Source organism: Paenibacillus sp. FSL R5-0407 (assembly GCF_038009185.1).
GTDB classification, from domain to species: Bacteria; Bacillota; Bacilli; order Paenibacillales; family Paenibacillaceae; genus Fontibacillus; species Fontibacillus vini.
Window position 1 is genome coordinate 2,490,857 of the sequence record NZ_JBBPAX010000001.1, and the last position, 14,363, is coordinate 2,505,219.

The window sequence follows — 14,363 nt, forward strand, 5'->3', positions numbered from 1 at the left end:
TATGACGCAGAACGACCCGATTTACTGGAGTCATCTATTTAACGAAAATTGGAGCCTAATTGTTGCCGCCGGGGAACAAGGGCTTTGCTATGTGGGCTCCCAAGGGGCAGATGTGCAGGAACTGGAAAACTGGGCGAAGCGCCGCTTCCCCGGTCGTCCCCTGATCCGAGATGAAGTCCGGCTTCAACCTTATGCTGACGAACTCGAAGCCTATTTGCTCGGCAAACTCACGAGCTTCTCCGTTCCCTTCGAAGCAACGGGAACCCCGTTCCAGCAGGCTGTCTGGAAGGCGCTATGCGACATCCCATACGGGCAAACTGCTTCGTATTCCGACATCGCCCTCCGCATCGGCAAACCATCCTCTGTCCGCGCCGTCGGAACGGCGATCGGGGCCAATCCGGTGCTGATCACGATTCCTTGTCATCGGGTGATTGGGAAGAATGGGGGGCTGACCGGGTATCGTGGGGGGCTTGAGATGAAGAGTAGGTTGTTGGAGATTGAGGGGAGAGGGGGTAGGGTTTGGGGGGAGAGGTAGGTGGTGGAGTGTGAGGATGTAAATAAAGTATGAAATTTAAATTAACAAAAGATAAGAAGCTGCTTTCTCACTGCATCTATATCTCTCATAAAATTCTCCGTTACCCTATAAATAATTTAACCTAACATATTGGTATCCACGAAACGCACCAGCCTTAGATATCACTTATCTAAAGGTTGGCGCGTTTGTGTCTGGGCTTCCTCCATTATACATCTGACAACGCTACGTTGCGTGCTAAGGCGTTATTTGATGATTAAGAGCCCATTAGTTCTAGTCTTTTCTGTATTAATAATGTATTACGGATTTAAGAGGCTTAAGATAAATGAAGAGTTGTTTTGCTTTCCTTAATATGCCGAATATTAAAGTTTATGTTCATGCTTCCTTAAGATCAATCCAAAGCAAAATCCTCACACCATCCTACTAGCTCTTCAGTCGGCATGAGCGGCGTACCATTTTGTGTAGTTCGGCCCTGCTCAGAGATCAAATATAAATTCTGCTTTGCTCGAGAACACACAACGTATAGAAGCTTTGAAGTTTCAGCTACTCTATTTTCATAATTACCATATACAAGGTTCCAATTAGGTATATATCCGGTTAACAATCCAAATACAATAACTGTTGTATACTCTTCACCCTTTACTCCATGATACGAATTTATTACTACTCCTTTTTTCTCACGGAAACACTTATTAAACGACTCCATATCAATTGATAAGTTGTACCTTTCAATTCTGTCATTAATTTTCTCTAAAAAATCAATGTATGCTTTTTTTAGATATGTTTCTCGCTCCATATCTATCTTACAGACCGACAACAATGAATCTACAGTATTAGTAAATGTCTCTATTCCGTTTTCATCACATATCTTTGCACCATTAATACTTTTCAAGACATAATAGCAGTCTACATAGTTAGGAAGAACTATTTTATAGTCATTCAATAAAAGCGAGATGATTTCGTTAGCAACCCTTTTTCGTAAATCGCTATTTCTTCCTGGCTCTGAGAACTTAATCTGTGAGATCAAATAAAACACATTCATCGGATCATATTTAATTGGCGTCACATCGGGCGCATCAAAGTTAACCTGTGGCAATCGTTCTCGCAATGACTTACTTGCTGGATAAAGCAACCTCCATTGCGGTGCAACGACACATATTTCATTTTCAGCAATCCCCAAATCAAGTTGTTCTTGAATAATAGCAGCAACTCTATTAGATATATTATCTTTATTCGTGAGTGTATCATATGTTATTACACCCCTCAGATTCTTAAATTTTGACTGAGATGAAACAACAGAAGAATCAATTTGAAACTTAGAATAAAAATCAATTATTCTTTGCGTTGAACGATAGCACCCATCAAGATGATCCACTTCAAATCGCGTTCCAAACAAACTATCTAATTCTTCCTTATTCTTAGCTATCCCTCCAATGCCACCATAGATAGCTTGATTAATATCACCAATAAAAAAGCACCGTATCGCTTTATTCTCGCGAAATATACTACCTAATATAAGATATTGGAGCTCATTGGTATCCTGATACTCATCAACATGTACGCTTCGCAATAAATTGGATATATTCTTACGAATAAAACCATTCTGACTCAGCAACTCATACGACAATTGTAATATCATGTTAAAATCAATTTCTTTGTTCTCTTCCAGTCTTTTATTGTATTCCTTAACTACTGCAGGATACGCAAATGGATTCTCATTAAAACCAAGACGTATTTGTAATTGTTTGCATATCTCGTTCGTATATCTATTCTGTACAAACTCATCAATGATTCGATACCCTCGGCTAATCCGCTTTGAATACATTGAGTATGGTCTAATAATAAATTCTAAGCAGAACTGATGAATGGTTCCTGCCCATACATTCTTCAGATCAATATCAAAGTTCCATAGCCTGCTCTTTATTTCTTCTGATGCACGATTAGTATATGTAATTGCAATATTCAACTTATTAGAAGCTGAATAAATAGTTGAAAGGTACGCCAGTCGAAATGTTAGTGTTCTGGTTTTACCACTACCTGGGCAGGCTGTTAATATTAAATTCTTATCACTAATACAAATTTCCTTCTGTTTAGGATTTAAGTCATTTAAGAACCATAAATACTTATCTTCCACAAACTATCACCACCAGAATGCTTCATCTATTTTTTGTATAAATATTGCAGGCATATCTTTTGGAAACGTTATGCAATACTTCTCTATGACTTTCTCCTTATCCTCTAAATTATGAACATGGGTTATATCAGAAAGAATACTTTGCGCTGCTGGATTACTACTAGGATAGAAGCCCATAGAATACCCTATCATTTTTAATTTTATGTCTGAGGTAACTACCTCCTGACACGCAAATGCAATTGCATCTAATATATAATCTGGAATTTGCACTGATTCATCTATAGTACTTGAAAGCAGAGTGGCATACCATCCCTTTCCAATAGATTTTGCTAAAGTTAAAACAGTATTGGCGCAGTCTTCACCACCTGCTTTCAATGCCTCTTTATGTCGATTAATAGTCGCTTCTTGCGAATAATGGGATTCGATTATGTCCTTTATAAAATATCGGTTATCTTTATACTTCGCAAATTCAATCTCAAAGGTACTAGTAGCATAAAAATTCGATACCCAACAATTTTCGGAGAATAAATCATCAAGCTTTGCTTTTCTAGCCTCTCCCTTCGTCTGGGCATTTCCACTATAATGTGCACTGCCTTCAGCAACCGCCTGAATATCTTTATCTGTAATAATGGAGCAATACCGCTGAATTCTTTCGTTATCAAATAATGACGCAATGTACTCAAATGCGGTACTTCCTACATTAACTAATCCTATTCCAAGTTCATCTAAGGAGATACCTAATCCCTTCTTGACCAAATTAGGTATTAGAATTTCTTCTCCGTCACCTTCAACAAGCAGAACCCCTTTTGAAAACAAGAGTACCGAACGTTTAGCATCTAAGTATCTTTCAATACATTCAGATAATTTCAAGTTTTTTAAACGTAATTTACTTTCCCCAAACTGATCTAGCTTTTCAATTGGCTGCATTACACGAGACACAACCCCATTGGTCTTAATCAAGTTGATTTTTCTGATTTCTGATGCTTCTGATAGATGGGCTGAATGCGTAGTCATAATTACTTGAGTGTAATCCTTAGTTAGTTTCAAGTTGTCAAAAAGAGTCTTTTGAATATGTGTATGAATATGTGCCTCTGGTTCCTCAATAATCATGATATTAATAAGCTCACGTGTACGATTGAATTTGAACTCAACTAATTTCAGAGCCATATAAATCATATTTAAATGACCAAGTCCCAACAATTCCATATCCTTTTGATTAGATGGCTTTATAGATAAATACCGCGATAATGCATTTATTTCATCGTTGAGTTGTGATTCCAACGCAATCTCAGGTGAATAGACCATTCCTATCATGTCTACAAGCTTAGAATTAATTTGTGCTCCAATCTGACCAATTTCCTTTATTTCAGAAATTGAAAGGTTTAATTCACTAATATTTTCTTTTATTCTCACAATATCAGCAGGATCGATTTGTGCCTCGATAGCCTCTACAATTCTCCTAATAGGATTCCTTGGTTTACGCATTTCATTTGCGACATCCCGTAAGGCATCCACAAACATAACAGAGATATGATCCTGAACATCAGTAATGTTTAACTTACATCCCAAGACAGCCGTGTCATCATCATCAGGATTAGTATATGATCCGGTTTTAAAATCACCCACTATTGACTTGTATACTGTAGGGTCAGTAAAATCTGTCTGGGAGCGAGATGTGTAATAAAATTCATAGTCAGATAGCTTAATTTCCTTACGTAACTCTTCAAATTCTTCTTTTGTATTTGCTTCAAATAATTTTTTTCGTATTGATTTTTGCGGACGGATAAAAAGTGTAACTGTTCCGATATCACCAGCATCACTATTAATATACGATTTAAGAAATATTGGATTTTCATCTTCAGGTACAATCTCTGCACAAACCTCAGTCTGCTTATCAATGGATGTTATATCTACGAAGACAGCAGAAATTATGATCCAGTGTCCCCTCCATTCTCCGAGATCATAGGCAAAGTCGCTTTCCTTCAATCGTTTACTATTATAGTAATAGGAATCATCTAATAGTAGACGTAATGCTGTTACCGCATTGGATTTGCCTGAATCATTCTCTCCAATAATCGTATTTGCTCCTTGTGAAAAATTAAATCTAACTGCCTTTAAGTTTTTGTAATTAACGATTTGTAGGTATTTTAAGTACATAGTTCTTCCCCCATTTCAAACTTCTTCTGTTATAGCAATTAAGTGAATTTTACATGATCACACTCTTTTATGACTGATGTTTACCCTTCAGTTCAAGCATTTTTGAGCTCTACATCTATTTATAAGGTTTTTAAAGACGCTCTTTATCTACATAACTAAGTAAATATCTTTATTTTAAGGACCTAGCGTGACAACTTGAGTGAGGTTAAAAATCGTCTTGTATCACTTCTAAAAAGTATAACGTTATCCATACGCAGGGTTGTATACCAATCATTTAGGGATCATTTAGTTAAATATAATTATATGGATTTGGATTAATCGAATTGCTTGTAATAATCTCATAGTACTTCATATCGTTTATTAGTAAATGAAACGGGCTAATGATATGAACATTTACATCTTGTTGACTTCCTTTTTTAAATCGAATCATTCCGACACATATAATAACAAGTTCTTTATGAGCAAATAATTCAGATCTAATTTTATCAACAAAGGAAATCAATGCTGATTTTGTGGTTTTTTCTGGATCCGCATAGAATGCTTGAGGCAAATAGATACTAACTCTGTACTGGGGATTTTCAAGATTCAGATAAACATAGCCGTCAGCTTCATGAAAATAAATATGTTTTATCTTACCGAATACGCATTTTCTATATCCGACATAATCGGGGGTTATGTGTTTTGAATCTAAACTAAAGATTCTTATTTCAGAAATACCAAGCTGATCTATTTCACCATTATCAATCCTCTCTAGTTTACTTGTTTGATCACCTTGTAATGTTCTTCTTGTTGTATATCTTTTGTTTTGCTTTTTTCGTTTTTCAGTTGCTTTTAAATTCTTACTTTTATTAATTATAGTGTTAATTATGTGTTCATCAGTAACTGGAGCAGACTCTATTTGATGAAGTATGTTTTTCCGTTCAACTTCTCCTTTATCTTTGAGAAAATACGGACATTCGATATCATGAAGATCACCTTGACCATTCCAAGTACTAAAAAATTTCACTCCATTTCTACGGTGCGTAAATTTAATCATTGCATCGCATTCATCACTAATGCAGTAAAGATGTTCTTGATATTTTGATTCATACAAGCCTTTATCAAGATATTCGTAGTAGACTTCTTCTGTATCATTACCATTTTCATAATAGGCCCACTCTATTTTCACATTTTTCACCCTCTTGAAAGTATATTTATTTTATATTGCTGCAATGTTTGCTTCTCTTAGTATTTCTTTAGTGAAAAATATCGATTTTATAACATCTCAGATCACTTTTTTCATATATATACTTTAACTTAATATTCACGAATTTCGTTTAATACGACAATATAACCAAATATTCTTATAATGTCCCTTGTATTTTTAGTCCCATAGAACTAGTTCTATTTTACCATGTCTGGAATTAAATGACGAACAAATATTTTTTTCTCGAAAAACAAAAAACTCTCGCTAAACTTAATAGCAAGAGTATCAGATTGATAACTTATTAACATAACCTTAGGCACATTCAGTTGCCAGATTTAATTTTTTAAAAAACACTCTCCCAAGGCAGCCCTCTCAAATCTCACTTCTAACCCCCTTCCCCATAAAAAACCTCTATCATTACCAAAACTCCCATTCTAAACCCCTGAACAAAGGCTTCGCTCGTAAGCATGGAGTTAGACTCCCCGTTTAGATCCAAGATTTTCTCAAGAACTTTGAAGTCGTCCTCTGAGAATCTTTGTTTGAGTTCCTCCATCAAATCTGAAATTTTTCTATTGAGCAGGCGATATTCAGGAACCGTTAGAACCATTCTCTCTTGAGGGTTCAAGTTACCTCTGTAAAGTTCCTCTAGAATACTTTTCATTTCACTCTCTCCCTTTCAGACTTATGTAATCATTAAGAATATTGAAATGCTGCCGACACTATAGATACAAATTAAATTTTATGCGAAAAATGCATAAAATTCAATATGCAGTTTTCGCATAATTTAAACTTAACTTGGGTGATAAAGATGTATAAAAGAATACGTGATTTGCGTGAAGATAAGGATTTAACGCAACAGCAACTTGCAGACAATCTAAATATCTCTCAAGCAACCTATTCCCGGTACGAAAGCGGGAACTTAGATGTACCGAGTTCCGTGTTGATCAGGTTATCGGAATTTTACAACGTAAGTATTGACTACATTCTGGGTCAGACGGATATTTCGAAGCGATTTAATGGAATGCGCAAATGAAAGACAATGATCCGGCTAATTCCAGACGGATCATTGCTTTTTGTCTTTCTCTTTTACACTGAGTAATCACTCGCCTCATCTTTACCCCTTCCCCCACAGAATAGCTCCACCCTCTCCCGGGATCAAACATTCGATATGTGGAACATTTTAGATAGATTTCCCCCTCGAAAAATGCTAGATTACTCTATAATTCATATCCTTTATGACTATATTATTTATATTGGAGGATGCTTCCACATGGACAAAAATTCCGGTTATAGAACGAACGTTATAGGCGCTGGCGAGGCGGGACGGGCCGTCTCGGTCGATATGGACAATGATTCTATACATAAGACAAACGTCGCTTTTTGGGATACAAAAGGAAATGAAGTTTTAGGAGCAACCGCACTACCTTTGTACGGATCATTTGTCTCGGAAGAAAATTGCAGACTTTTTGGCGATGTATCAGGGAAAAAGATACTGGAAGTGGGCTGTGGAAGCGGTCAATCCTTGCAATATTTGGGGGAACGCCAAGCAGGTGAACTATGGGGGATAGATATATCGGAACGACAGCTCGAAAAGACCACCCAACTATTGACGTCAAGCGGTCTTTCAGCCAAATTGATTTGTTCTCCTATGGAAGCAGAATGCGGTATACCGGAGGATTACTTTGACTTCGTTTATTCGGTATATGCCATAGGCTGGACCACGGACCTTGAGGGTACTTTTAGCCGGATCGCTTCTTACCTGAAAAAAGACGGCGCATTTATTTTCAGTTGGTCCCATCCTATCCACAAATGTGTGGTTGCTGAGAATGATACGCTTATTTTTAAAAAGAGCTACTTCGATGAATCTTGGTATTCGGTATCTCTGGATGATAGTACGCTAACCTTGTCGGACCGTAAACTATCAACCTATGTGAACGCGCTCTCCAGAGCGGGATTCGTCATTGAGCAAATGGTTGAGCAATCCGACGATGAATTGTTGCAAGCGCGGAGCGAGAACAATGATTTTGCCAAAAAAGCAAAAATGCTTCCTGTAACTTTTGTAATCAAAGCAAGAAAACTCTAGGAATCGACTTTTTTAATGGGAACGAGCACCTATCCTGTTTTACTCTGGTTTGCTTTATCTTTATATTCTTTTATCAAATGATAGATGTCCATCTTCCATATCTGGTCTTCTTTTTGTAGTCCCAATGCCAAGGAATGTGTCATTGTTTCTATACTGACCGTAACAAGGACCGTGACCTTATTCTCTTCGGATGTACTTTCATCGACTTTTATAGAATCATAATATCTGTAATGGACAGCTGTTTCAGAATCATAGGTCATGGCATACTCAAAATACTCTTCCCGAAACTTATCTTTGTCAGGCAGCTGTCCGCCATTAAAAGTAATATCATATAGCAAATCCGGATCCCCTAAGGATAGACAGTATAGATATATCAACACTATGTCCTCAGGGGTAAAATTGTAAAGGTAACTCAGTTTCCTCTCCTCTTCAAATCGGGTGAATGCCTCTTGTTTCTCTAAGGAAAGTTGTTTCAGATACGAGAATTTTTCAATGGACTCTTTACCAGTTGTCGTGCCTATAGAATTATTGTCAGTTACTTTTACTTGGTCATTTTTTGTGAATTCTCTCGTGGTTTCAGACCGTACGGTCTTATCTGAGTTATCAGGACTGCATGCCGTCACTAAGGACATTATAGCTAACACTAATAAAACTAAGCCTGTTTGCTTCAAACTATCACTCCGTTACATAAGGAATTCAATCCAAGAATTACCCCACCCATTCCTTACTTTACCATATATCACCGGTAATTAGTGGAATCCAGGCTCTCACAACCAATCTGCATCATCTTTATGTTGAAACAAAAACCTCCACCCTGTCGTCTGTTTGGATGGAGGTGTTCATTTTGAAAAAACTGGTTTTCATACTATTCCTAGCTCTTATGGGCTGTCAATCTGCCGAACCGATCTCACCCGCCGCGGTAGCTTCAGATGCAAACCACGATCCCTTCTCCGTACGGCTTTCGCTTCCGGAACAAGTGAAGGTGAATGAGCAATTTACCATGGAGGCGGAGTTAAAAAATAAATCGGACCGAGCTTTCGAAATCATGACCGGGGAGCCGTTATTTTTCTATGTCATCCGAGACAGTGACGGGAACTCAGATCCTATTCTGCGAACGGATATCGGGGTTGTTCGTCCCCTGGGTCCGAATAAAGCCATTTTAGAGAAGTACCCGTATCGCTTTAAGAATCCCGGTGTCTATGAGATTACCGCTGTAGCGGAATTTACATTACAAGGCGAAGACGACAACAATCAAGTCTACAAAATAGAGACCGATCCAAAGAAGATCGAGGTAATAGAATAGAATTATCTCAAGCTCGCTTCCTCATCCAGATCTTCTTGAGTTATCACTCTATCCTTATAGTAATATTTCATATCCTGTTCATTAATAGTACGCAACACTCTGCAAGGATTGCCGACAGCAACAGAGTTTGCCGGGATATCTTTGGTCACTACACTTCCAGCACCTATGACGCTGTTTTCTCCAATGGTGACCCCCGGACAAATAACACAACCTGCTCCGATCCAACAATTATCTTCGATCCTCACTGGATCCGCATACATATATTCCCGGAGTGCCGGATTAATCGGATGACCCACGGTGGCGATAGTTACAGCCGGGCCAAACATTACATTTTTACCGATGATAATTTTTGTATCGTCAACAAAATTACAATTAAAGTTAATGTAAGAACCCTCTCCAATTTCAATGTTCGTTCCATAACAGAAGTAAAACGGAGGCTCGATCCATGCCTTTGTTTCTTTACCGAATATTTCATTCATCAATCTGGAACGCTCTTCTAAAGTATCCGGTCCGGTCGCATTAAATGCAATCATTCTTCTTTTTGCATTGGCTCTATCTTCCGGCAAACCCTCACAGTAATCCGTAAATAATTTTCCCGCCGCAATTCTATCTCTCACGGTCATGTTAATCTCACCTTTCTTAATTAAATTCCCGAGTAATATTGTTTAGCCACCTGTATTGGCGGTATCGAATGATAGCAATCGGCATCTTGATCATCTCATCTAAACTGATCACCGCAAAAAGAACAATAGGATGTACGTGCCACACAAATGCACTTAAATAACTTAATGGCAGAATGATTCCCCACATCACGACTAAATCGCACCAAAATCCAAACCGTGCGTCTCCTCCTGCCGGGAATATGCCGCCGATAATGGATGAGTTCACCGACTTACCAATGCAGTAATAAGCGCATATATAAAGCATCCCATTCAGATAACTCTGTGCAGTACCATTCAAATTCACTAAATGAAAGACAGCGGGTTTCAATACCAAAATGAAGATTCCTGCCATGGTCCCGAATACCAGTGCGTACACACTGATTCTCCTACCGGCTCTCATCGCCATCTTCCTATGATTACTCCCTAAATATTTTCCAACAAGCACTGCGCCGCCACTAGAAATACCGCTGCACAACACAATGGCCAGGTCCTTGATTACTGCCGCAATAGAGTTAGATGCAACCAGATCGGCACTAACATGCCCCATAATAGCGGTTGTCGCAGTCAATGCCCCCCCCCCATATCATGTAATTTGCTTGAACGGGAAGGATGTATTTTAAAAAATCTTTACGCAAGTTACATTCCATTTCATCACGAAAAGGCAGGCGAAAGCGAACACGTCCACGTGTTGCAGAATAAAGGACGCAGCATCCAAGCTCGATAAAGCGTGCGCAAACGGTCGATAAAGCAACACCCATGATGGCCCTCTCGGGCATTCCAGGGAATAAAAGAAATATGCATATTGCGTTGAAAGCGATGTTCAACATCAGGCACAAGGTGCTGATCAAAGCACTTATTCGTACATTCTCCATACTCTTCATCGTACTGAGATACATCTGCGAAAACCCCATAGCGATATAAGAAAAGGAGATCAGCCGTAAAAAATGCGAGCCATAGGTTATTAAATCACTATCATTGGTAAAAATGCGCATCAGCATATCCGAAAAGCATAACGAAATGAGGAAAAAGACCAAGGATATCCCTAATGAAAACGGCCAAGCATTGTTTAGAACACGTTGTATTGCCCCAATATCATTTTTTCCCCAATACTGTGCGGTAAGGATGCCTACCCCGGTTGCAAGACCCATGTAGAACAGAGTCAGCACGAAAGTGACTTGCCCTGCCAAAGATACAGCCGACATCGCCGATTGATTGACGGAGCCTAACATCAACACGTCGACCATAATGACGGATGCCGAGATCAGGTTCTGCAGAGCAATTGGAATTACCAGACTTATCAATTGACGATTAAAATCACTGTTGGGAAATGCTAATTTTGCATCGGTTTGCACCACTCTCCTCCATCCATTCAAGAAATATAATATAAAAATAGTACACTTTATTTTAGAATTCCATCAGAATTGACTATAATAATATCAAAATCGTATTTTCTTTAGGAGAGATGCAACGGTGAGCAGTAATCTAGAAGTGTTTTCTGATTTTTCAGAGCGATTAAACTACAACTTGCCGAATTTCCAGCTATATGTTCGTCAGGGCACTCTTCGCCAATTTGACAGCTATGCTGCAGCATGCCATTGGCATGCTGATTTGGAGTTTATTTTAGTCCTTCAAGGTTCAATAGACTTTTTTGTAAACGGGAAGACGGTGCATCTGGAAAAGGGAAATGGGATATTCGTGAATAGCAAACGACTTCATTATGGCTTTTCTTCCGATATGACCGACTGTTCTTATATTGTGGTCGCCATTCACCCTTCATTGCTCGGTAAGGATTCATGGATCGGAAAAGAGTACTGGGAAGAGAAATTCGGTTCCAATTCCGATGATTATGTGTTGCTGACGAATGACATCCACTGGCAACAGAAGGTTTTGCTCTCGCTGACAGAGATATATGACGAGATGCACAGTCAGACACGTAATCCACTTCGATTACTATCGCAGGCCATGTCTCTGTGTGCATGCATGGGAGATCATTTAACATCCAATTCTGGACAAATTACAGATGATCCGTTTTGGACCGTGGTTTGGAAGATGACTGATTTTATTCATAAGCACTATGATAACAAGATTACGCTTGATGAGATTGCCGCCACAGGTTCTGTATGCCGTAGCAGATGCTGTGAACTGTTCGGAAGTTACTTGGGTCAGACGCCGAATTCCTATCTAACACGGTATCGAATCCAGAAAAGCTGTGAAATGCTGCAGGAGACAGATAGAACGATTAGCGAGATAGCTATTTCTTGCGGGTTTCAAAGTGCAAGTTATTTTTCTTATGTGTTTCGTAAGGAGTTGGAGCTGACTCCACAAAGTTACCGCAAGCAATCCAGTACCTTCCAACGCAAAAACCCCAACGTAGAGTCGGGGTGGTTTTAAGGCTGATGCGCTTATTTAACTCTATGTTGCCGGCAAAATCCTCTCTTTAATCAATTCCCACCGGTCCCGGGGATTCATCATGAATCCCGAGGCTATCGCAATGACCAGGTCTTTTTCCGGAATACAACAGATGACATTCCCGCCATCACCCATGGCCATATAAGCAGAAATGCCCTCCTCCTCCCTCAGCCACCATAAGTATCCGTAATGGTTAGGGTTCATTGCCGTGGACTCGAGCATCCAGGACTCAGGGACAAGCTCACGGCCGTCCCATATCCCGCGGTTTAAACACAACAAACCGAAACGTGCCATGTCGCGTGGAGTCAGCGTTAATCCCCATCCCCCGGTAGAGTTTCCGCTCGGGTCTTTGACCCAACCCTTCACCTTGGCTCCAAACAATTCATCAAAACCGAAATTTTCCATCGGATAATCCGGAATCGTCCTCATCCCTATAGGACCGAACAAGGCTTCATTGGCGAATTCACGGGCGCTTTGGCCCGTGGCACGGGTGAGAATGGCGGATAGCAGATGCGCTCCCGCGGTGGAATATTTAAAAACGCCTGGTTCCCCTTTTTCCCCCAACATTTGAAGCGTATACTCGACCCAGTCGGGCTGCATGCATAGCTTGTCCAACGGTTCCTGCCAATCCTCAAAAGGATAAGGAGCCGTCATCGTGAGCAGGTGACGCAGCGTGATTTCTTTTTTTACCGGGTGATCACGATCAAGCGTATATTCCGGAAAAAAGTCCAACACCTTCTGATTCACATCTCGGATCACCCCAACTTTGACGGCCATCCCGACAAGGACGGAGAGGACCGTTTTGGTCACCGACGCCACATGCTGCGCATCGTCCGGTCCGTAGCCGTTGAAGTATTTTTCATAGGTTAAAAATCCGCTTTTCACGATCACGATACCGTTCATATTGCCGTAATTCGACGTAATCTCGGATTCCAGCCCCGATAGCTGATTCGCATCCATCCCCAGACTTACGGGATCGGCGACTTGCCAGACATCACTCGGCCAAGCGTTTTTTGGCATGTGTTCATCCCCTTGATTCAACCTTGTTATTTTTTCTTAACAGGAAAATACACTTCGGTCACCAGCCCCACTTCATCCATGGTGTTAAAAGGATCGGTCAAGTAGATTTCATAAGGAGCTCCCGTCAGCTCATACCCTTCCCGCTCCACCCATTCCCTCAACCTTGCATAGACCGAGGTCAGTTCCTGGTAAGCACCCTTTAAAACCGACTTCGCGCAGAGTTCTCCGGAAAAATCCCTCGTCCCCTTCACCGCCTCCTTGATAGGGATCGCAAACTCCGTATCATTGCCGGCCGGATTATAATCCGGGCTGTGATAAATGGTCATCGGCGTCCCTTGTACGGTTAGTTTCCCAGTTGCGATCGTTTCATAGAGTTTGGCAAAATACATTCCATAGCCAGCCGCATATTCCTCGCTGCTCAAATTTCGACGGAGGGAGAGGAGCTTCAGCGGCCGTGTCTCCACCAGCTCCACTTCGATGCGGTCAAGGAAGGACATGACGGATAATTCTTGCTCCAGGCTGCCGATGTCGGAGTTCATTTGTTCCAAGACCGAGGCATAGGCCCGGATCTTCTCCTCGATCTCCCCTCTCTTGCTCTGCAAACGGAAGCGCAGCTGTTCCTCGGCTTGATCCGCTTCCCATGCTAGCACCTCTTTGATTTCATCCAGAGAGAAGTAATAAGACTTCAGCCGCTGGATTAGGAGCATCCTTTTGAGCTGGGCAATCGAGTAATATCGGTACCCGTTTTCAGGGTGGATCTGATCCGGGTGAATCAGTCCGATCTCGTCATAGTAGCGCAGCGTTTTAGTCGACACCCTGCATATTTTCGAGAATTCTCCAATCGAGAGCATGCGGTCACCTCCTCTGTTGTTTACCA

Annotated in this window: 15 protein-coding genes; 5 read left to right on the forward strand and 10 right to left on the reverse strand. The window is 40.4% G+C overall.

The window, feature by feature from the left end:
- The first annotated feature begins 1 nt into the window (after position 1).
- Positions 2-535, forward strand: coding sequence for a methylated-DNA--[protein]-cysteine S-methyltransferase (locus tag NYE70_RS12035; RefSeq protein WP_341046163.1), 534 nt, complete (start codon positions 2-4; stop codon positions 533-535).
- A gap of 388 nt (positions 536-923) precedes the next feature.
- Here the strand turns inward: NYE70_RS12035 and NYE70_RS12040 are convergent, their stop codons facing one another.
- From NYE70_RS12040 to NYE70_RS12055, 4 genes are all read right to left on the reverse strand, one after another.
- Positions 924-2,666, reverse strand: a complete 1,743-nt coding sequence (locus tag NYE70_RS12040; RefSeq protein WP_341046165.1) for an ATP-dependent helicase — start codon at positions 2,664-2,666, stop codon at positions 924-926.
- A 6-nt stretch (positions 2,667-2,672) separates the two neighbouring features.
- Positions 2,673-4,823: an ATP-dependent nuclease gene (locus NYE70_RS12045; protein WP_341046166.1), complete on the reverse strand. Its 2,151-nt coding sequence runs from the start codon at positions 4,821-4,823 to the stop codon at positions 2,673-2,675.
- Positions 4,824-5,112: 289 nt separating this feature from the next.
- A complete protein-coding gene (locus tag NYE70_RS12050) occupies positions 5,113-5,991 on the reverse strand; it encodes a hypothetical protein (protein ID WP_341046168.1) in 879 nt (292 codons plus the stop codon).
- Positions 5,992-6,394: 403 nt separating this feature from the next.
- Positions 6,395-6,670 (reverse strand): DUF6809 family protein, encoded by a 276-nt coding sequence (locus NYE70_RS12055; RefSeq protein ID WP_341046169.1) that lies wholly within the window; start codon positions 6,668-6,670, stop codon positions 6,395-6,397.
- Between the two features lie 147 nt (positions 6,671-6,817).
- Between NYE70_RS12055 and NYE70_RS12060 the strand changes: the two genes are divergently transcribed.
- Positions 6,818-7,042 (forward strand): helix-turn-helix domain-containing protein, encoded by a 225-nt coding sequence (locus NYE70_RS12060; protein WP_290406557.1) that lies wholly within the window; start codon positions 6,818-6,820, stop codon positions 7,040-7,042.
- A gap of 237 nt (positions 7,043-7,279) precedes the next feature.
- Entirely contained in the window at positions 7,280-8,092 is an 813-nt protein-coding gene (locus NYE70_RS12065) for a class I SAM-dependent methyltransferase (RefSeq protein WP_341046170.1), read from the forward strand.
- Positions 8,093-8,121: 29 nt separating this feature from the next.
- Here NYE70_RS12065 and NYE70_RS12070 read toward each other — a convergent pair whose 3' ends face one another.
- Positions 8,122-8,763, reverse strand: a complete 642-nt coding sequence (locus tag NYE70_RS12070) for a hypothetical protein (protein WP_341046172.1) — start codon at positions 8,761-8,763, stop codon at positions 8,122-8,124.
- 173 nt (positions 8,764-8,936) lie between these two features.
- Here NYE70_RS12070 and NYE70_RS12075 point away from each other — a divergent pair, with 173 nt between their 5' ends.
- Positions 8,937-9,395: a hypothetical protein gene (locus NYE70_RS12075; protein WP_341046173.1), complete on the forward strand. Its 459-nt coding sequence runs from the start codon at positions 8,937-8,939 to the stop codon at positions 9,393-9,395.
- Positions 9,396-9,397: 2 nt separating this feature from the next.
- Here the strand turns inward: NYE70_RS12075 and NYE70_RS12080 are convergent, their stop codons facing one another.
- From NYE70_RS12080 to NYE70_RS12090, 3 genes are read right to left on the reverse strand one after another with little or no spacing between them, the layout of a single operon-like run.
- Positions 9,398-10,018: a sugar O-acetyltransferase gene (locus NYE70_RS12080; RefSeq protein WP_341046174.1), complete on the reverse strand. Its 621-nt coding sequence runs from the start codon at positions 10,016-10,018 to the stop codon at positions 9,398-9,400.
- Between the two features lie 16 nt (positions 10,019-10,034).
- Positions 10,035-10,625, reverse strand: a complete 591-nt coding sequence (locus NYE70_RS12085; protein ID WP_341046176.1) for an MATE family efflux transporter — start codon at positions 10,623-10,625, stop codon at positions 10,035-10,037.
- Positions 10,591-11,409 carry an MATE family efflux transporter gene (locus NYE70_RS12090; protein WP_341046178.1) on the reverse strand — a complete coding sequence of 273 codons (819 nt, stop codon included), beginning with the start codon at positions 11,407-11,409 and terminating at the stop codon, positions 10,591-10,593. The genes NYE70_RS12085 and NYE70_RS12090 overlap by 35 nt, the downstream gene beginning before the upstream one ends.
- Before the next feature lie 118 nt (positions 11,410-11,527).
- Here NYE70_RS12090 and NYE70_RS12095 point away from each other — a divergent pair, with 118 nt between their 5' ends.
- Positions 11,528-12,448: an AraC family transcriptional regulator gene (locus NYE70_RS12095; protein ID WP_341046179.1), complete on the forward strand. Its 921-nt coding sequence runs from the start codon at positions 11,528-11,530 to the stop codon at positions 12,446-12,448.
- Between the two features lie 21 nt (positions 12,449-12,469).
- On the opposite strand, the gene NYE70_RS12100 is transcribed toward NYE70_RS12095, so the two are convergent.
- Positions 12,470-13,486 carry a serine hydrolase domain-containing protein gene (locus NYE70_RS12100; RefSeq protein WP_341046180.1) on the reverse strand — a complete coding sequence of 339 codons (1,017 nt, stop codon included), beginning with the start codon at positions 13,484-13,486 and terminating at the stop codon, positions 12,470-12,472.
- 26 nt (positions 13,487-13,512) lie between these two features.
- On the reverse strand, positions 13,513-14,337 hold the full coding sequence (locus NYE70_RS12105; protein ID WP_341046181.1) for a MerR family transcriptional regulator: 825 nt from the start codon (positions 14,335-14,337) through the stop codon (positions 13,513-13,515).
- Positions 14,338-14,363 lie beyond the last annotated feature (26 nt).

Coding starts and splice junctions, on each gene's coding strand:
- NYE70_RS12055 (WP_341046169.1), bottom strand. CDS start 6,670: ATGAAAAGTATTCTAGAGGAACTTTACAGAGGTAACTTGAACCCTCAA.
- NYE70_RS12105 (WP_341046181.1), bottom strand. CDS start 14,337: ATGCTCTCGATTGGAGAATTCTCGAAAATATGCAGGGTGTCGACTAAA.
- NYE70_RS12080 (WP_341046174.1), bottom strand. CDS start 10,018: ATGACCGTGAGAGATAGAATTGCGGCGGGAAAATTATTTACGGATTAC.
- NYE70_RS12100 (WP_341046180.1), bottom strand. CDS start 13,486: ATGCCAAAAAACGCTTGGCCGAGTGATGTCTGGCAAGTCGCCGATCCC.
- NYE70_RS12045 (WP_341046166.1), bottom strand. CDS start 4,823: ATGTACTTAAAATACCTACAAATCGTTAATTACAAAAACTTAAAGGCA.
- NYE70_RS12065 (WP_341046170.1), top strand. CDS start 7,280: ATGGACAAAAATTCCGGTTATAGAACGAACGTTATAGGCGCTGGCGAG.
- NYE70_RS12060 (WP_290406557.1), top strand. CDS start 6,818: ATGTATAAAAGAATACGTGATTTGCGTGAAGATAAGGATTTAACGCAA.
- NYE70_RS12035 (WP_341046163.1), top strand. CDS start 2: ATGACGCAGAACGACCCGATTTACTGGAGTCATCTATTTAACGAAAAT.